Origin of the sequence: Sphingobacterium sp. UBA7249 (assembly GCF_002472835.1) — a bacterium.
GTDB classification, from domain to species: domain Bacteria; phylum Bacteroidota; class Bacteroidia; order Sphingobacteriales; family Sphingobacteriaceae; genus Sphingobacterium; species Sphingobacterium prati.
Genome location: NZ_DKST01000001.1, coordinates 611,485 through 631,641 on the forward strand (window position 1 = coordinate 611,485; position 20,157 = coordinate 631,641).

Below are 20,157 nucleotides of genomic sequence, written 5' to 3' on the forward strand. Positions count from 1 at the left end.
ACGATCAACAATGAAATTTAATAGCAAACATATATCCAAATTCTCACTTGCAATTTTACTCCTTGGCGGAATAATGACCAGTTGCACAAAGAATTTTGAAGATTACAACAAGAACAATATTGGATTGACCGATGAAGATCTAAAAGGTGATGGACAAGATCTTGTACTTTTTCTAAAAAATGCCCAGATGTCAATCTATAACTTTTCAGGCGCCGGAGACCCGAACTCTTATCAGGTCCAACAAAACCTAAATGCAGATGTTTTCTCAGGCTTTTTCATGTCCCCTACACCTTTTAATAGTGGCCAGAACAACCTGAATTATGCGATGGTTAATGGATGGAATGGCGAACCTTTCCAGGTATTATATCTTAACGTTATCAAATCCATTGAAAAGTTAAAAGGCAATGGACTTGCAGAAACATATCCAGCATTATGGGGTTCGACATTGGTCATCAAAGTAGCAGCTGCCAGCCGTGTTACAGATATCTATGGTCCTATTCCTTATAGTAAAGTAGGTACCTCCAACACTGTACCATACGACAAACAATCCGATGTATATGCAGCTTTCTTCAAAGAGCTCGACGAGGCTGTAACAGCATTAAAATCGTACAAAGCGGATAGTCCAATGGCTGCTAAAATTGACCAGATCGATCTTGTATTTCCTAATTCCGATAATCAGGTCCGTTTTAAAAATTGGTTAAAAATTGCCAATTCATTGCGTCTACGTTTGGCAATGCGCTTGGTAAAAGTTGATGCAGCATTAGCAAAAACACAAGCTGAAAAAGCGTTGGATCCTGCCAACGGAGGTGTAATGGAGAGTAATAGCGACAACTTTAAGATCACAGTTCCAGCAGACGGGACCTATAGCAACCCGCTTTGGTTTATTTCTAAAAACTGGGCTGATACGCGTATCAATGCAACACTTTCGTCGTATATGGTTGGGTTAAAGGATCCACGTATTTCCAAATATATGGCTCCCGTGGCTAAAGATGCGACAACAACAGCTTTCGCTGGTAAATACATCGGAATTCGTACAGGTGCTGAAGGTATCGAAAAGGATAAATACCAAAAGCTATCGGCTTTGAATACAGAAGGTACAACACCAACTTTTGTTGCAACAACAGCTCCTATATTGATGACTGCCGCAGAGGTTTACTTCCTTCGCGCTGAAGCAGCTCTTAGAGGGTGGAACAACGCGGGTGGAACAGCACAATCCCTGTATGAAAAAGGTGTAGAGACATCTTTCACTCAGTGGGGGGTAACAGCAGGAGCAAGCACTTACCTCAATGACAATACAAGTAAAGCAGCTGCCTATGTAGATCCTTTCAATGCAGAAAACAATGCTGATTCGCCGAGTTCCTTGACAATCAAATGGAATGAAAGTGCATCTAACGAAGAAAAATTGGAACGCATTATCACGCAAAAATGGCTAGCCATCTTCCCAGAGGGGCAGGAAGCATGGAGTGAATTCCGTCGTACAGGCTACCCACGCTTATTTCCTGTCGTAGTAAACAACAGCGGTGGACTGATTGATACCAAAATACAAATCCGTCGTTTACCGTTCCCTCAGAATGAATACAATACAAACGCAGCCGAAGTGCAAACCGCAATTTCCCTGTTAGGTGGTCCTGACAATGGTGGCACCCGACTTTGGTGGGATGTAGCGAAAGGAAATTTCTAACACTGATTTTTTCGCTATGCGAAGGCGGCTTAACGACAAAGTTAAGCCGCTTTTTTTTTGGTCGTTTTTAACCTATTACATTGAAAGGGGTCACTATTCTTTCGTTCAAATCAGCTATATTACATAAAAATCACACTATAGAGAAATTTCAAGATAGTGATGTAGCAATCGATTAAAATTGTCCGTTCTATTACTAAACCAAACACGCAATTATGAAAAATCTGTCCGTCCTAGGTATCACGTCCCTGCTCGCATGTACCATGCTCTTTGTCGTCTGTAAATCGGAATCCCATCTTGAAAATCCTTATAAAGAAAAGACTGAGAAAGAACTAGAAACGCTTTCAAATGAAAAATACAGTGAAATTATAGCGCTAGCCAGCCCAAAAGAATGTACTGATCCAGAAGATTGGAAAATAATAGACATCCAAACCGTATGTGGAACCAGTCATATCCCTTACCATCGTTCAGTTGACAAGATGACCTTACAAAACATGATCAATGACTACAATAAGTTGATGGAGATATATCAGCCCATGATGGCTCCACGAATAAATTGCACCCCCTATCAAAAACCATTAGATATTATCTGTAAGGAAGGAAAAGCTGCAATTAAATATGAAGATCCTCAGACAAACTAGCACTTGTAGCGCGGATAAACCCTAAAAAATTAAATTTTTCGTATTTTAGCCATTCGAGAAAAATGGCTGAATTAAGTTTAATTACCCCAATAGAATACCTCAAAGGTGTTGGTCCCCAAAAGGCAGATGTGCTCAAAAAAGAGTTGCAGGTGTTTACCATTGGCGACCTTTTGACTCAATACCCCTTCCGTTATATCGACCGAACAGAATTCCACAAGATACGGAAGCTGCATCCCGATATGATGGCGGCACAGGTCTTAGGGCGTCTGGTTTCACTACAGCTGGTAGGAGAAAAAAGAACCAAACGCCTCGTCGGCTCATTCAAAGATGAAACGGGTTCCATGGAACTTGTCTGGTTCCAGTCCATTCCCTGGCTCCAAAAATCATTGAAGGTAGGTTCGGCCTATATTATCTATGGCAAACCCAGCGAATTCAATGGGCAGCTGTCCATTACCCACCCCGAAATGGACCTGTATAATCCCCAGGTCAAACAGGCGGGCAACATGAGCTTACAGCCAGTCTACTCTTCTACTGAAAAACTCAAAAAATTCAATCTGGACACCAAGGGCATTCAACGCTTGCAACAGACGGCATTGGAAACCGTATTTCGGAGTATCGATGAAACGATTCCCCAGGAGATACTGGCAAAACATGAGTTAATTTCTCGTCAGCAGGCGCTAGCTTCCATTCATTTTCCGAGCAACCAGAAGGAATTGAATCAGGCGATCAAACGGATCAAATTTGAAGAACTGTTTTTCATCCAGCTCAAGCTGCTCAACAATAAACAGTTGAATACGCAGAAATTCAGGGGACAACGCTTCAATAAAGTGGGCGAAAAGTTCAATACTTTTTTTAATGAACGGCTTCCATTTCCGTTGACGGGTGCGCAGAAACGCGTTGTTAAAGAAATCCGTATCGATACCAATACCGGCGCGCAGATGAACCGTCTCGTGCAGGGCGATGTGGGCTCCGGCAAGACTGTTGTTGCCCTAATGAGTATGCTTCTCGCTGTCGACAATGGCTTCCAGGCCTGTATGATGGCACCGACAGAGATCTTAGCCACACAACATTACCATGGGCTCAAACAGCTCATCGGTGATGATCTGGTCAGCATCAAACTGCTCACCGGATCGACCAGCACCAAAGAACGTCGGCTGATCCATCAAGCCCTCGAAGATGGCACACTCGATATCCTGATCGGTACCCATGCACTGATCGAAGATAAAGTACAATTCAAAAACCTTGGCTTCGTCGTTATTGATGAACAGCACCGCTTTGGTGTAGAGCAACGTGCAAAACTCTGGCGCAAAAATGTTATTCCACCACATATGCTCGTCATGACAGCCACGCCCATTCCACGGACCCTAGCCATGACCATGTATGGTGACCTCGACATTTCGGTGATCGACGAACTTCCTGCCGGACGTAAGCCTATTAAGACGGTGCACTTCTTTGAAAGCTCCCGTCTGCGCATGTTTGGCTTTATGCGGGAGGAAATCGCCAAAGGCAGACAGGTGTATCTCGTCTATCCGTTGATCAAAGAAAGTGAAAAGCTGGATCTGATCTATTTGGAAGCGGGCTTAGAGAATTTGCAACGCGAATTTCCCCTCCCACAATATAAGATCAGCATTGTCCATGGCAAGATGCCCGTAAAAGATAAGGATTTTGAGATGCAGCGCTTTGTGAAGCATGAAACACAGATCATGGTGGCAACAACGGTGATTGAAGTTGGCGTCAACGTCCCGAATGCGTCGGTCATGGTCATTGAAAACTCCGAACGGTTTGGTCTCTCCCAACTGCACCAATTACGGGGACGTGTGGGGCGTGGAGCCGAACAGTCCTTTTGTATTCTGATGTCGGGCAACAAGCTCAGTAAAGAGGGACGTCTCCGGCTTGATACCATGGTACGTACCAACGACGGCTTTGAGATTGCAGAAGTTGACCTGCAACTACGCGGTCCAGGTGATATCTCTGGTACACAGCAATCCGGTGTACTCGATCTTAAAATGGCCAACCTGGCAACAGATCAGGCCTTGTTAACCGATTGCAGAAATACCGTAATTGCCCTGTTCAAAGAAGACCCTACGCTTCAGAGCGACAAAAATCGCCTCCTTCGTAGCTTTTTATCGAGAAAAACAGATGGCATCGCCTGGGACAAAATATCCTGATCACCATCGGGCAGCATTGCCTCGCTCAAATTCAAAATTAGAACGATAACTCTTCGGCACAATCCATCTGACAACGCCATTCACCACTCAGTCAATATCCGATAAGCTATTTGACGCGGTCCAGATCCCAATAGATCCAAGGAACCTACCAAAGGTATTCTCTACCATCGTCCAAGTAACATACAACTTTTTAGAGTTCCATTCCCCCTGAGACCCGATGATCAATAAAGTAAACAAACCGTCATAAATAACTTATGGGCGAACAGCGTTCAATTCATTTGTATATAAAATCAAAATTATTTATTTTTGCATCATTATGAACATGATATAGAAAATATCCCCTTCTTTTACTAGGCAAAAGATGGCGACTGACCGCTTACTTATTTTGAGTTGCCCTGGTAAGCAAATCACAAAAAACTTATTGGTTTTTCTTAAATTCATCTTTTCAAAACAAAAATTAAAAGTGGAAGTATGATAAGAGACAGACGGTCGCTATGAATGAATAGCCGGACGCGCTCCATACGCTACAATATACTTAATAGTACAAAATGGCCAGAATTAAAATACACGATACAGCAATAAAACCCGAAACAGCCGTCTTGGTGAGTGTTATCCCACAAGGCGTGACTGAAACAAAAGCGAAGGAATACTTGGAGGAACTTGAATTTCTCGTGCAGACTGCCGGCGGCGAGACCAAAGGAATGTTTACACAGAAATTAGCTTTTCCCGATAGAGCAACATTTGTCGGTAGCGGAAAGCTTGAAGAGATCAAAGCTTATGTTGAAGCTGAAGAGATCGACATTGTTGTCTTTGATGATGAGTTATCCCCATCCCAATTGCGCAATATTGAGAAAGAGCTCAAACGCAAAATCCTGGACCGCTCCAATCTGATCCTGGATATCTTCGCCCGACATGCAAAGACCGCACAGGCAAAAACCCAGGTAGAACTGGCACAGCTACAATACCTATTACCACGATTGACCCGACTGTGGACCCACTTGGAGCGTCAACGCGGGGGTATTGGTATGCGTGGTCCCGGTGAGTCGCAGATCGAAACGGATAGACGGATTATCCTCGATAAAATTTCCCTGTTCAAGGAAAGATTGAAGGCGATCGACAAGCAAAATGAAACCCAGCGCAAAAACCGTGGCGAAATGATCCGTGTAGCTCTGGTGGGCTATACGAACGTCGGCAAATCAACGATCATGAACATGATCTCCAAATCCGATGTATTGATCGAGAACAAACTCTTCGCAACATTGGACACGACAGTACGTAAAGTCGTTATCGACAACCTACCGTTCCTGCTGTCTGATACGGTCGGTTTTATCCGCAAATTACCGCATCACTTGGTGGAGTGTTTCAAATCTACGCTGGACGAAGTCAGAGAAGCAGATGTGCTGATCCATGTAGTGGATATCTCACATCCCAACTTTGAGGACCATATTCAGGCAGTAAATGAAACATTGAAAGATCTGAAAGCTTTAGATAAGCCCGTTATTACGGTATTCAACAAGATTGACCTGTATAAACCAGCCGTTGAAGAAGGACATGACGGTGAAGAGGTAGAAATTACATTGGATGATTTCCGCAATTCATGGATGGCGAAAAACTCCGATCCGGCGATCTTCCTTTCTGCAACAAACAAGACTAATATTGAAGAGTTCAAACAAAAACTTTACGATATTATTGTGAAGATGCATAATGAACGTTATCCCTACAACAACCTGTTGTATTAATTTGACAAACATGATAGCGGATCGTTTCAGACGGTCCGCTTCTTTAAATAAAATAAGCAATGAGTAAAGTGGTGCAGTTCCAAGACTGGGGACTTGTAGACTATCAGGAAGCCTGGGACAGACAGGAATCCATCTTCAAGGGCGTATTAGACGTCAAACACGACAATCGGGTCAATGCGACAACGACAGACACACCAAATTATCTGATTTTCACGGCCCACCCCCATGTCTATACCTTAGGAAAAAGCGGGCACGAAGAATACCTGCTCCTGGATGAGAAAGGTCTTGAAGAAAAAGAAGCGAAGTTCTATAAGATCAACCGTGGTGGTGACATCACCTACCATGGACCGGGCCAGATTGTGGGATATCCGATTCTGGATCTCGACAATTTCTTTACTGATATCCACCTCTATTTAAGAACACTCGAAGAAGCGGTTATCCTGACCTGCGCCGATTATGGGGTTTCGACAGGGAGATACCCCGGGTTTACGGGAGTTTGGATCGAACCGGACAAGCCCACAGCCCGCAAAATCTGCGCGATGGGCGTACGTGCCTCACGCTGGGTCACCATGCATGGCTTTGCCTTTAACGTCAATACAGACCTGGATTATTTTAAAAATATCATCCCCTGTGGTATAGACGACAAAGACGTGACCTCCTTGAAACGTGAACTTGGCCATGAAGTTGATATGGAAGAAGTAAAGGAAAAACTTCGTGGACACATTGCCAGACTTTTTGAAATGAAAATAATATAGCAACAGAAAATAATATAGACAAATAAGGACCTGTATTGAGCAGGTCCTTATTTGTTTATAATGCGCTTAAGAACAGAAAAGCCCTGTAGAATACATTGCTTTATTGAGTATCTTGTTCTGGTCGGCTAACAATAATACATGCAGTCATAACGAAACAGTTTACCATCTTTAAAGGTGATGATCAGTTGGCCTGCATCGCCATTTTGAAAACGGTACACATGTGGTTCTTCGACCATATTCGTAGAGATCATATCACCAAAATGATGGATAAAATCCCTTTCGTCGTAGTTGGCATCCATGCGTTGATCCCCTAGTGCTAAGATTTCACCGTCCGTAAAATATAGTTTATAGACCGTACCGACGATCTTCTTTTTATAATTCTCCTCAAAAGCCACGATCATGTTCGGGGTTTTATAAAAATAACGCGGTTCCCACCCACATTCAGACATATCCGGTATATCTGATACACGTTGCATCTTTAATTGGTTCATCTGCGCATCCTTGATCTCTCCATCGACGAGTGATACCCCTTTCCAGATAAAATGCAAGTTCAGCGTCTTCATTTTCCTTTCATATGCTTCAAAATCTGGCTTCTTATCCAATTTACTCGCCAATAACAATTCAAAATCAATATCGACTTTCGAATTTTCGATCCCATAAGCGGCATAAGATTCCTTCCAATAGGACAGGGCTTGTTTCAGGTTTTCCTCCCTTCTCCAGGCCAGCTCGCGCAATCTTCCCACCTGCATCAGTTCTTTTTCCTGATCCTTGCCCTTTACCGCCAAATAATCTTCCAGCACTTTATCGTAGGTCAGTTCCGAGCCTAAGAACTTCAATTGCACATATTCAGGATTCTCATGAAAATGATCACCGATATACACCCAACCGTCGGTATATAAAGGAACATAATCAATGCATAACAGCTCATTGAGCGATGCGCGACGAACAGCAAGGCTTGTTGTGGTCGGTGCTTTACGGACACGCAGTTCGGCGACCCGTACATAATAATGCGGGCACTGATACCCTTCGACACCCCGATAAAAATACTGCGCAGGTTCATCTGCTGATTTTTTTCCGTCCATGAATTTCTTCAGCGGCTGCCGGTCGATAAAGCCGATATCACCGTTATTGACCTGCACTTTATAATGGGTTTGAGTCGAATCGATTAGGTAAACAGCCGCCTCGGTGGCAAATACCCCCAGACGGTCCTTTTTATTTTCCGCTTCACGGTAGAGATAGCCCCACTTGGAAGTATACACAGGTCGCTCACCGGCAGGCTGCGCCATATTACGGTTCACAAAACAACTGAATAGGATACAGCACAGGAGTAATACTTTTCTAAACATACAGCTTTATTTCTTTAATAACGATGCAAATAAGCATTGACCAAGGCATTAAAATGAAGCGCCCTACCTTATGGACATCTCAGCATATAAGGCCAACCGGCTAATGTACTTTCTCTATACAAAAATAGGCAAAAAGGAGGCCAAGGAAATCGCTGTAATCAGCTATTTCGCAAATGAAGAGCAGATCTGCTCCAATTGCAAGCATCAAGCGGCTGTACGATTGAAAAATAGTTTTCGCATCTTTGCATTAAGGCATAAGTTTCACAATCCCTATTTTAAACAAGTAAAACATTATGACAACAACAGTATTTTCATTTGAGCACGCTGCTAGTTCTTCGGAAAGAAAAAAAATAATTGCTGTTTTAAAAGCTCTTGGGGTAAAGAATGTCTCCGTTGAAGAAAAAGAACTCTCATCTGAACTAACGCAGTTGATTGAAGAGGGAAGAAAGGATCTAAAAGAAGGAATGACGATCACAGTAACTTCCAAAAATGTATGGAACAATATCAAATAGATTTTTCGGTAAGAACCCAAAAAGATCTTGTCCTGGATTTTACTTCCGATTCAGCAGTACCACCTGCCCCTCTAAAGCGGAAATTGTCTTTTCTTGCGCTTTGATCGTCTGCTCCAATGCAACAATCAATTGTTTGTAGACCGATAGACCTTCGGAGTTCATAACGCCGGTGCCTGTTGCGGGGCTAACCGCTTCAACGCGACGCATCATTTTCCCCTCACCCAACAATAACCAAGCGGGACTAATATCCGGATGACGGGTCAATATGGCGATCATCGCATCCGAACTCAGCGCTGTATTTTTCTGGCCGCCTTTGAAATTGGCGTAGGAAAGCCCCACATCTTTGAAAAATTCAGTTTTACTGATTTCCTTCCTTTCGGCAATCAGCAATACACGTTCTTTTACATTCACAATTGTTCTACTTTTAAGAGAGTATCATTTTACATCAAACTACAAATCAGTTCCCTGTTTGTATAGGAGTTTATCTTCGTAAAAAGACGAAGCTTGGTAATTCGTATTGATTTCACTCCGATTGAATAACTTATTCCCATGGAAATAATAATCAATCAACCTTCATCTTCGAGAAAAAACACAAGTCCTGTTAGAATCTATTTGTTCCGCAACGATTCAATTTCACGCTCGAATGAAGACAACAATCGCTCCAATGACATAATTGTCTTCTCCTGCGATTTAATAGTCATGCTTTGAGAAGCAATCAATTGCTTTAACGTATTAATCTCTCCATTCGCAATTCCCTCCAATTCAGGTGTAAGATATGTTTCTCCGTCCTCCTTTGCTAAAGCAGGTTTAAGCATCTCACCTTCTCCCCTCAATAACCATTCCGAGGAATAATCGGGATATTTTTCAGCGACATTTACCAACCACTTCGCCTGTATGTCAGTATCATTAGCCAGTGCCCGTGTAAAAACGCCTTTACTTGCACCAATAGACGCCTCTAAAGCGGACACACTTATCCCCTCTTTTTCTGAAATAATCTTAATTCTCTTCAAAATAGAACTCATTTCTGAAAATTTTAATATTATAAATTTGTTTTGATGAAATATAGTTCCTAAATTAGCTTTACCGATGATAATTATAAACCAAATATTTAACCAAAAAACATTCCTAGCATGAAAAATACGCAAAAGAAACTAAAAGCGAAACATTTTCGCTATTTAAGCAGGGAGTATATCGACGATCCGTTAAAATATCTCGAAGATTTTTTTGTGCACGAGACGGAAATAGACTATTGGCTAAGAGATCTAAATATTCTAATCAACGTCGCCGCTAATGCACAATTAAATCCTCCGGTACAAGCCAATAATTACAATGTCAAGCAACTCATTGAACAGGTAGAAATCGCCTATGTGATTTTCAAAAAATGCAACATCCAACTTTTAGAAAATCCGCTAGACTTCTTCGCCAATAAGGCAGATTATTGGAATTACGTTAGGGATGGAGTCTTTACCAGCAATGACATAGAGTCCCCTGTGGACAATATAGGTCGCTTTTTTTCATATCAAACATTAAAACAATGGTATAAAACGCTTGATAATCTCTGGATAAAGATTGGTGACAGCGATGATGAATTTTTGGGCAATAGAGCCAATGAAATCCTAGCTGTTAGAGAATTAATACAAAGATTAGCTATATCTCTCCATAAAATATATGAACATAAAACGCTTCCGGATAATATAGCGAACAATCAAGAAGATATTGAAAATGAGGAAAACCAAGACCAAAAGTCTTTTGAACAGACCGACAACATAGAGACAACGGAGGGACCCTCTGACACAGTAGAAAACGAAATTTCTGAAAATTTGACCATAGAGGCCTCAGCCTCAGAAAAGATCAATATATCTCCCACTGAAATTGAGAAAAGGCCACATCAGATTGAGACCATCCAAAAAATCAAAAACATTCTGGGTGGGGAAGATTTACATGACTGGCAGGCCTTCATTAACGGCTTATATATTTCAGCAGAAAAAAGCTTTAAAAACTGGGATAAGGCGTTCGAAGTATATATTCCAGAAAGTAGGTTTTGGCTATTCACACAATCAATAGCACTCCTAGATATCTTATACGAGGAAATCTTTTGGTTTGTTGATAGAAATGCAGAAATAGCATTAACTCCACGTCAAGAGGTTTCCTCATATTATTTGTTCCGGGATAAAAATAAAACCGGAAATTTCAAAGCTCTATCACTGCTCGAAACGAGTTATCCAGAGTATTATCTCATTAAAATGCTATTTACCTATCCAATTGTTGATTGGCGCGACAACATTACAGATCTCATTCACAGAGGATTTATATTGGATAAAGGCAATGTATATTATGGGGAGTTGGATATCCCTGAATTCCTCCTCAACTTTCAAAAATTGATTGAACTCTGCTATCTCCTAGTCAATCAAGATGAGATAACATTCACCAAGTCGATTCCTTAAGAAATTCGTAAAAATAAGATACAATTATTAATTAACACTCAATTATGATTACTACAATTACACATATTATCGAGGCAATACTTTGTACCGTCCCCGTTGATGAAATCTATTTATGGTCATTTGACCATGATGGCAAAAAATATCAAATGCTACAGATTAATCTTTCATCAAATTCTGCTACCAGATTTGACAAAGCCCGTAGTCTAATCAACAAAGCAATTGGGAACTATCCTAATCTTTACTTCAACATGCATTTACCTCGCGAGATACAAAAGAAAATCAACCAAGGACTGGGCCGCACCCACCTCATATGTCAAACCGGGAACCGCATTTATCAAAACCCAGCGCAGGAAATACAACTTGTAGTACCGAACGATTCCGCTGAACAAGTCATTGAGAAAACTGAAGTGTATATCACTAAAGAGAAAACCAAGATCCGTTCTTTTATTGATGGCTATAATTTTTATCTGGAGCACAGAGACCATTCACATGCAGCATTTATGCTACATCAAGCCATTGAACTATCGCTCCGAACAGCAGAAAATCTATTGATAAGTGATGAAAAAAAATCACATTCGCTTAAAGCAAATATCAACTATCTCAAAACATTTGATTCCAAATTAGCAAAATTGGCGGATACAGCAGATAAAAAAAGAGCGCTTAATAAGATTGAGAAAGCTTATATTGACTACAGATATAATCACGATTATACGATTGAAGAAGGCTTACTGGAAACAGCCTATCAAATTGCGATAAACGCGTTAAACTGGATCTACGATTATTCCAATCTTTTATTCGAAGAAATCAGAGAAAAACTTAGCCCAAAACAAATCCACATCGGGAAGATTGAAAAATTCAAAAATAACATTGCTATTTACAACAAATATAACTGCAACAGCAGTTATCGAGACCTGATCTTAAATATGCTGGAGTTATACTGCACCCCATCCTTAGTTGCCTGCTTCGGTTATCATTCAGATCAACATAAGTACAATAGTCTACTCCAAAACAATAAAGAAGAGCAGATAACGCATGCTTACTACCTCTTTATTGCGTATGACAGACTAAATACAGACCTAGCCAATCTACAACAACAGACAATGGATCTGCTGCCAAAAAATGTTTCGCTGACCTTAGTGACGGAAGAAACAGCGCACTTTATCAAAAAACTCTCCAAAGGCCATCCTTTCTTTCTATCATTGATGAAAGTCGGTGATATCTGGTTTCAAAATGCAATAGTTGAAAATATCAACCCTGACAGTATCGTCGCCCCACAATTAGACTTGAATTATGCACGTCAACAATGGGATAGTCGCTATAATAACGCCCTTTGCATCTACTATGCTTTTGAGGATAATTGGACTCTTAGTGTCGAGGCCGGATATCATTCACTATCACAAGTTTTAGAACAAACCTGTCTCGGCGTGATCAATACTGTCCTTCAATACAAACCCCAAACCGTCGGGCTACCCTTCTTAATGAACCTCTGTCGATTAATTGTCCCTGAAGCACACGCGACCTTTTGTCTCAATAATACTGATCATATTAAACTCTTTAAAGAAATTACCAAGGCCCAACACGAATTTAGATATAACGCCAACTACAAAGGGGATCCGTCCGCCATTCTCAGATTACAGGAACTTACAAAGTTATTTATCAAAAGATGTAACAAAGAGATGGAAGATTACTTAGAGAACATAGTGAGCGCTATTCAGGTCGAGAAAATAGAAGAGGTATAAATACCTGTGTACCCTAAGCTCAATTGCTGCATCAAAATCTTACCCCATTCACCAAAAGTAAAGCCTCTTACTGAACGAACTCACCAAAAAGCTTTACTTTTGGTGAATAGCATGATTCTTACCTAGTCTTATCAAGTTCTGGAAGCTCACCCGCGACCAATCCTTACTTTTATAGTATCGGCTCTATACTGGTATGAAATGTAGGGACAACAAATTCTCATCTGTACCCTAATTTCTAAATGATTCTGTACCTCAAATACAGCCTGTACCCTTCCTAAATTAGCAAAAAGATTTATTGCCATGTCGACTAAAACACTTCAACCGTATTCCATCAGACAGGTCGACCTCTCTGATCTATCCTTACTAAAAAAGGTACAGCATACTGTGAAAAACAAAAGCCTGTTGCACATGCCTTTTCTGCTGCTTACACAAGATGAATCAATAGCTGCCTTTTCCTTGGCTACCGTCTCCGAAGATAATAACCTGGCTGTTGAAATTTGCTATAGTACCAATGTCTCCGAACAACTCTCAACCATATTTAAAAACAAAGCACAGCTTTATTTTAAACAACAGTTATTGACCATGTTTGGTAGTGAAGAATCGCTAAAAAGGGGCATCAGTCATTTCCACAATTGGGCAAATCCAAACGGAAACAGTAAATTAGTATAAGTATGGATCAGAAACAATTATACAAGAAAATTGCAAACATCGTGGAGAACCAGATCAAAAATGGCTCTTTGGCGTATGGTGATCGTCTCCCTTCTGTCCGTAGTGCGCAAAAACTTTATAATGTGAGCTTAAATACAGCTAAGAGCGCGTATATGGAGCTCGAGAGCAGATCCCTGATTGAATCACGTCCCAAATCTGGCTTTTTTGTCAGCCTGGCCGGAAAACGCCGGATGTCGATCCCTTCCATCTCGACATTTAAAATTGACGAAAAGAAGCAGGATCCTGCAGCATTGATCGACAAGGTATTCCACTCCTTGGAGGATAAGGAAATTACACGATTTTCTTTGGGATTGCCCAGCCCATCGTTGCTTCCCATTCAGAAACTCAATAAATGTATCCTGGAAACGGTGCATGAACAGCACGATTACGGCGATCAGTACGGACAGGTGCAGGGTAGTCCGACTTTGCGTAAAGAAATTGCCAAATGGTCGCTCGTATTGGAGGGGAAGATCAGTGATGAAGATCTGATCATCACTTCTGGCGCCATGAACGCCATCTATAGCTGCCTACGCGCGGTCACCAGCCCCGGAGATACCATTGCCGTGGAAAGTCCTTTATATTTTGGCTTTATCCAGGCTTTTCAGGTACTAGGGCTAAAGACCATTGAGATACCGACCCACCCCATTACGGGCATTGAACTGGACGCATTGAAAAAGGTAATTCATAAAATCGATGTATGCTGCTTTGTTTCCAATTTCAGCAATCCCCTAGGTGCACTCATGCCGGATGAACATAAAAAAGAACTTGTAAAGCTCTTAGCTTTTCATCATATCCCCTTGATTGAAGATGACCTCTATGGGAATATTTATTTTGGAACCTCCAGACCTAAGCCCTGTAAATACTTTGATGAGGAAGGACTGGTCATGTGGTGTGGTTCTGTCACCAAGGTATTGGCTCCGAGTTTTCGAATCGGGTGGGTCGAGCCTGGACAGTACAAAGACAAAATTCTAAAACAACGACTGATCCAGACCATCTCGCAGCCAGCGATTTATCAGGAAGCGGTAGCCAAATTTCTGCAGATCGGAAGGTACGATCATCACCTCAATACGTTTAGGAAAAAACTGTACAGCAACTATATCAATTTCAGGAACAGTATAGAAGCTCATTTCCCCGAAAACACGAAGATGTCTCAACCCGAAGGAGGATTTGTACTCTGGTTGGAAATGGATCCAAAAATTGATTCAACGGTACTCTATGACTACGCACTGAAGCAAAAATTGAGCTTTGCCCCTGGCCGAATGTTTACGCAACATGATCAATTTAAAAACTGTATCCGGTTGAATTACGCTGTCGATTGGAATGAAAAAACAGCGCATGACCTGATGCGGTTGGGCCGCTTTTTTAAAGCTGTTATATAAGTACCCCCTACCTACCCAGTAGCCTGTTCCCTAGCAGATTGTACAAAGAAAAAAATGCTTTACCAGTGCTTTTGCTGCACCTTATATATGATATATGGCCTGGTCTCCGCATTATACGAGTATCTTTCCGGCATATAATGTGCAATACATCGTATATAGTTACCTAAGCCTCGAAGAAGAAGTAAAAAATAATAGCGCAGATATCTCACATGTCTCTAAAAAATGAAGGCGACCAAAAAGGTCGCCTTCATTTTACTGTATTTTCTGAAAGAATTTTTTTGTCTTATAAAAAGCTAACAGCCCGATGATACCGATCATCAGCCATAGAAAATCGACAATAAATAAATCGCGTTGTCCATTCACAAAAGTTTTCCAAAGCCAGTTGTGCGTTACCAACCCATTAGCGAGGGGAACAATAAATGCGAGAATACTGCCGACCAAAAGCGTTTCGCGATTTGTTCTTCGTATACTTCGACGAGCGATATAATACAGCGACAGGACTAACCAAGTATAAAAATAGACCCGATAGATAAAGTCCTGGTCAACTTTGGGACTTATTTTAATCGCGATAAATGCGATCGCTGTGACTGGAAGCATTGTCAGACATATCGCTGTAAAGATATTGGCCGCCCAAAAGTTGAATTTACGTTTTCTTGGAATGACATTATTTTTATCCCGTGCCACGAGCCAGATTAAAATTCCCGAAATAATAACCAGACAGCCCATCACCCCTAAGATAAAATAAACCATTTTGAGTGAATATCCACCATAATCACCATAGTGCAGGCGGTAAATAACACTTCGGACATAGTCTCCATAGCTTGTATCCGTTAACGGCGATTTCTCTTCAACAATTTTATTATCCGCAACCTTCACCGTTAATATACCAGATCCTGCAAAGCTGCTGTTAAAATGTGGCTCGAGTTCCATAATAACATGCATATTCGAATCCGCATAATTTTTTACGACAATACGCTTAAACTCACTTTCTGGCCATTTTTTCTTCGCTAGCTCTAAGAAAGGTGCAATTTTCACATCCACTGTCAAAGGTTTATAGCTATAAGGATAATTGTCATGAGCAGTTACGCCGATATCCTGATACATTTTTTGCTGGTCACCATCGTACAGCAACTTGCTAAATGGTAGAACCAAAACAGCGTTGACAATCAGAAATGTTCCCGTAACGGCAAAAATAAACTGAAAAGGAAACCCAATCACCCCCAAGGCCGTGTGCATATCTGTCCACACGGTCTTCCATTTGCTGAATGGTCTGAATACAAAGAAGTTTGAGACTAACTTATCCCAATGCAATAATAAGCCGGTAATTAAAGCAAATAAGAAAATAAAAGCTGTGAGGCCAGCAATAAGGTATCCAAATGGTGCAATCCCTATATTGATGGGTACTTGATTGAGCTGTGCCAAAAAATGTAGGCGGAATAAAAACTCGCCCATATCATAGTTCGTTGTATAGTCGCCTGCTGTTTTATTGGCAAAATTATACATGAAATTCTTCGAATCGTCATCGCCCCCTCTACCCCTACGGCCTTTCTTTTTTTCCGCTTTCTGTTCAGGTGTTATCTTCGACAAATTTTCCTTGTTTAGGATCGTATCGTTTGACGCCGTGTAGCCAATATAAGCAGAAGTCCCCTCCCTGTGCATATAGAAATTGATATCACGTCCATGTAGGTTGGTTTCTCCTTTTAACGAATCCAAAAATTTATCAAAGTTCTCATGGTTTTCTTGGTAAGTTTTGTATGATGCATTATTTTGCCAAGCCGCAATCTCATTTCTAAAAAAGGCAAATGAACCTGCAAAAAATATCACATACAGGAGCGCACAGATGATAATCCCGCTTATGGTATGGGTATTAAAATAAATATTATAATTTCTGTTGTTCATGATTGATCACATCTTTAACAAATAAGGCAATGAAAAGACTGTCGCCAGGAGTATATAGACCCCCCATATCTTCCATCCACTTTTGGAAAGAAAGGCCAGCAGCATCAGAACCGCCCAAAGCAGGTAACCCGTAAATCCGGCAGTCATAACGACATCCTTTTTTTCAAAGAAAGTTGTCAGCAATACATGAAATGAGAGCATAACAACATACCCACCAATAAAACCTGCCGTTATCTTTAGGAACCGCTGAAAAGGTGAGCTAAGGTATTTTTTATTTGCTGGCATAGAACGAATCAATTACGATATCAAAAATTCGACACAAAGACTGACTGCATACAGTCCGAGAACATGGTACCCGGTTAAATAGCGGTAAGGATTCAATAAAACGACAAGGCTCATCATGCACATCGCATAGGCAAAAAAAGCAAAAAATCCAGCACCGAATCCCTGCAAGTAAAGAATTATCCCAAATGGCAGCAGAAGTATCCCAATGCTCAAGATGCGCACAGACTGAGTCTGTGCGCAAAGCTTTTTCAACCAGTCGGGTCTATGATGAAATTTTACTTTTTTACTACTGTTGTAAAAAAGATAAGCCCCAATGAGTAGGATTATTAAAAGAGTGCTATACATCGGATAAATGATTAATATAGAATCGCTTAATTAAAATTTATATGTTATACCCATACGAAAATTGCGTCTTGCCTCAACGATGTATGAATAATAATTTACACTTCCGGCAATTTTTGCATTTGCAGTTCCAGTAGAACCAGCTGTTAACAGCTTACGGTTATCTAACAAGTTATTGACCATAAGAGAAATATTATATTTACCTTTTTGATAACTGATACCACCGTCAGTACGTAAATAGTTCTTAAAATTACTTTCTTTTGTTGTTCCTACTGCACGATCAAACATTCCTTGAACACTTCCAACAAAACCTACTCCTTTTAGTCTCCCTTGCTGTAAACGATATGATATCCAAGCATTTGCTGTATGCTTTGCTGTATTAGGGGTTATATTTCCAATGTTTTCCGCTTTCGTATCTTTTGAGATTTTGGAGTCCGTCAATGCATAATTAGCGTTAACATTTAATCCTCTTAGAATTTCACCCGTGATATCAAACTCAATTCCCTTTGATCTTGTTTCTCCTAATTGCGTCTGAAAAGATACTCCATTAACAACATGGCTGGGATCAGGATCAGCAACTAAAGCATTCTTACGGGCAATCGTATAAGCGCTAAGCGTTGAAATCCATTTTCCATCCATCCATTCTTTCTTCACTCCTGCTTCTAAATCATTACCTCTTACCGGCTTGAATGCATTACCTTCCCAATCTGTACCAGCTACAGGAACGAACGACTGATCAAATAGTCCATATACACTCATAGATTTGTTAATGGAATAACTCAATCCCACACGCGGCGTAAACGCTTTATCCGTTCTGTCTGCAACAGCAGTCTTTCCAATGACTTCATTGATTGTATAACGCAAGCCTAATGATAACCTGAACTTTTCTTCAAAAAATGCCATTTCATCATGGGCGTAAAAAGAGATATAGTTTGTCGAGGTAACATAATTGCTGCCCCCGGCACGCACTTTCACGCTTTTAGAACGATCGACTGTTGGGAGTAAATTCCCCGGTATACCGTAAACAGGTTTATACACGTTCAACGGGGTCCAAGGGATCGGCGCAAATCCGGTACTGTCCTTTGGCATTAGATCCCTAAAATCACCCCAAAACTTTTTGTTCCCGTAGTCGGCACCGACCAAAATTCGGTGACGGATGCTACCTGTATACTCTTCACCGTTCAAAGAGATCTGACCAAAACGATTTTCACCATGCTCATCCGCTATTGAATAAGTTCGTGGCATATCTCCCTTTGCTGTTATATAAGTAAGCCAAGTGCTTGTGGCCTTCATATCGAAATTAAAGTAAGCCATCTGTGCATGCAACTTCCAGCGATCATTCAATTTGTGATCTAAATAGATATAAGCGCTGTGATCTCTCAGTTTACCTGGCTCCATAGATGGGTCTCCATAGAAAAAATCATTAGAAATATCTGGATCGGCGAATCCTTTTGGTGAAAAGGTATAATTCCCATTAGCTAAATAAGTTGACCCTTGGTAGGTATATTCAAATGTTAAATTAGTTAATGAATCCAATTTATAAGTCACCACTGGTGCAATCACTACACGGTTGCTATAATTGTATTTTGTAAAATAATCTTTTTGCTGCGCAGCCATATTTAGTCGGTACAACAATTTGCCATCTTTACTCAACTTGCCATCAAAATCAACCGCAGCACGATACGTACTAAAGCTCCCCATGTTAAACGTAGCTGCCCCCTTTGTATTTCCTGTCGGTTTTTTGGTGACAACGTTATAGAATCCACCAGGCTCTCCATTGGCTAGCATAAAGCCAGCCGGCCCTTTGACAAACTCGATACGCTCGATCATAGATGCATCTTCCGCTGTAGGACCCCAAGATGCTTCGATGTTCATACCATTACGAAAGGCTGGGATCTTGGATCCACGCATACGGATATTGGCATACTGATTATCCCAGTGCCCCTGACGTGTTGCCCCACTGATATTACGTGTAATTCCGTCAACAATATCAAAAACCTGTTGATCAGCCATTAGATCCGAGGAAATCACCTGTATATTTTGAGGTAGCTCCAAGATAGGCGTCTTCAGACGTAAAGAGCCTGATATGCTATCAAATTTATAGTTTTGATAATATTTTCCATAAACAGCCACTTCATCAATAGACTCCGATTGATCACTGAGCTTAATCTCTCCCAAATGATTATCTTGATCTTTCAAAACCGCTTTAAAGTTATGCTTACTATAGCCAAATGCCTTGATCTCGATCGTGTAGGTGTTCGGAGATAATTTATGGAATACAAAGCGTCCCTCACTGTCGGTACTCGTGGTCACACCTGTATTCGATAATTTAATTGTCGCGCCAGAAATAGGTTCGGATCTTTCATTAACAAGGATTCCGTCAATTTTCATGTTACTCTGCGCATGCGCTACAGAGAAAATTGAACTAATCATCGGAATAGCTAAAAAGGATAAAGTTTTATTCATAAATGTTTTACTAGTAGATATGTAATAAAGAATGGATTCATTTTGAATTTGGGATT

General features: G+C 40.9%; 16 protein-coding genes. 10 read left to right on the forward strand and 6 right to left on the reverse strand.

The features are described 5' to 3' along the window. Positions 1-10 precede the first annotated feature (10 nt). From B4A24_RS02115 to lipB, 5 genes are all read left to right on the forward strand, one after another. On the forward strand, positions 11-1,681 hold the full coding sequence (locus tag B4A24_RS02115; protein WP_293942073.1) for a RagB/SusD family nutrient uptake outer membrane protein: 1,671 nt from the start codon (positions 11-13) through the stop codon (positions 1,679-1,681). A gap of 212 nt (positions 1,682-1,893) precedes the next feature. Then, positions 1,894-2,319, forward strand: coding sequence for a hypothetical protein (locus tag B4A24_RS02120; RefSeq protein WP_293942075.1), 426 nt, complete (start codon positions 1,894-1,896; stop codon positions 2,317-2,319). Between the two features lie 62 nt (positions 2,320-2,381). Continuing rightward, entirely contained in the window at positions 2,382-4,487 is a 2,106-nt protein-coding gene (recG, locus tag B4A24_RS02125) for an ATP-dependent DNA helicase RecG (protein WP_293942078.1), read from the forward strand. A 548-nt stretch (positions 4,488-5,035) separates the two neighbouring features. Beyond that, positions 5,036-6,226 carry a GTPase HflX gene (hflX, locus tag B4A24_RS02130; protein ID WP_293942081.1) on the forward strand — a complete coding sequence of 397 codons (1,191 nt, stop codon included), beginning with the start codon at positions 5,036-5,038 and terminating at the stop codon, positions 6,224-6,226. Between the two features lie 59 nt (positions 6,227-6,285). Next, positions 6,286-6,981 (forward strand): lipoyl(octanoyl) transferase LipB, encoded by a 696-nt coding sequence (gene lipB / locus B4A24_RS02135; protein WP_293942084.1) that lies wholly within the window; start codon positions 6,286-6,288, stop codon positions 6,979-6,981. Positions 6,982-7,106: 125 nt separating this feature from the next. Here the strand turns inward: lipB and B4A24_RS02140 are convergent, their stop codons facing one another. Continuing rightward, a complete protein-coding gene (locus B4A24_RS02140; protein ID WP_293942087.1) occupies positions 7,107-8,327 on the reverse strand; it encodes a hypothetical protein in 1,221 nt (406 codons plus the stop codon). Positions 8,328-8,620: 293 nt separating this feature from the next. On the opposite strand from B4A24_RS02140, the gene B4A24_RS02145 reads away from it, so the two are divergent. Continuing rightward, the gene (locus B4A24_RS02145) at positions 8,621-8,839 is read left to right on the forward strand and encodes a DUF2683 family protein (protein ID WP_293942090.1); all 219 of its coding nucleotides are present in this window, start codon (positions 8,621-8,623) and stop codon (positions 8,837-8,839) included. Between the two features lie 39 nt (positions 8,840-8,878). Here B4A24_RS02145 and B4A24_RS02150 read toward each other — a convergent pair whose 3' ends face one another. Both B4A24_RS02150 and B4A24_RS02155 read right to left on the reverse strand, forming a co-directional pair. Next, on the reverse strand, positions 8,879-9,250 hold the full coding sequence (locus B4A24_RS02150) for a hypothetical protein (RefSeq protein WP_293942093.1): 372 nt from the start codon (positions 9,248-9,250) through the stop codon (positions 8,879-8,881). Positions 9,251-9,447: 197 nt separating this feature from the next. Beyond that, complete coding sequence (locus tag B4A24_RS02155) at positions 9,448-9,861, reverse strand: hypothetical protein (RefSeq protein WP_293942096.1); 414 nt, start codon at positions 9,859-9,861, stop codon at positions 9,448-9,450. 108 nt (positions 9,862-9,969) lie between these two features. On the opposite strand from B4A24_RS02155, the gene B4A24_RS02160 reads away from it, so the two are divergent. The 4 genes from B4A24_RS02160 (at position 9,970) to B4A24_RS02175 (ending at position 15,109) form a co-directional block, all read left to right on the forward strand. Beyond that, positions 9,970-11,283 (forward strand): hypothetical protein, encoded by a 1,314-nt coding sequence (locus B4A24_RS02160; RefSeq protein WP_293942097.1) that lies wholly within the window; start codon positions 9,970-9,972, stop codon positions 11,281-11,283. Positions 11,284-11,327: 44 nt separating this feature from the next. Next, positions 11,328-13,022: a HEPN domain-containing protein gene (locus B4A24_RS02165; protein ID WP_293942100.1), complete on the forward strand. Its 1,695-nt coding sequence runs from the start codon at positions 11,328-11,330 to the stop codon at positions 13,020-13,022. A gap of 300 nt (positions 13,023-13,322) precedes the next feature. Then, the gene (locus tag B4A24_RS02170; RefSeq protein WP_293942102.1) at positions 13,323-13,691 is read left to right on the forward strand and encodes a hypothetical protein; all 369 of its coding nucleotides are present in this window, start codon (positions 13,323-13,325) and stop codon (positions 13,689-13,691) included. A gap of 2 nt (positions 13,692-13,693) precedes the next feature. After that, complete coding sequence (locus B4A24_RS02175; protein WP_293942105.1) at positions 13,694-15,109, forward strand: PLP-dependent aminotransferase family protein; 1,416 nt, start codon at positions 13,694-13,696, stop codon at positions 15,107-15,109. A gap of 252 nt (positions 15,110-15,361) precedes the next feature. On the opposite strand, the gene B4A24_RS02180 is transcribed toward B4A24_RS02175, so the two are convergent. From B4A24_RS02180 to B4A24_RS02190, 3 genes are all read right to left on the reverse strand, one after another. After that, positions 15,362-17,008, reverse strand: a complete 1,647-nt coding sequence (locus B4A24_RS02180) for a PepSY-associated TM helix domain-containing protein (RefSeq protein ID WP_293942108.1) — start codon at positions 17,006-17,008, stop codon at positions 15,362-15,364. A 6-nt stretch (positions 17,009-17,014) separates the two neighbouring features. Then, the gene (locus tag B4A24_RS02185) at positions 17,015-17,293 is read right to left on the reverse strand and encodes a hypothetical protein (protein WP_293942111.1); all 279 of its coding nucleotides are present in this window, start codon (positions 17,291-17,293) and stop codon (positions 17,015-17,017) included. Between the two features lie 375 nt (positions 17,294-17,668). Next, positions 17,669-20,101: a TonB-dependent siderophore receptor gene (locus B4A24_RS02190; RefSeq protein WP_293942112.1), complete on the reverse strand. Its 2,433-nt coding sequence runs from the start codon at positions 20,099-20,101 to the stop codon at positions 17,669-17,671. Positions 20,102-20,157: the final 56 nt, after the last annotated feature.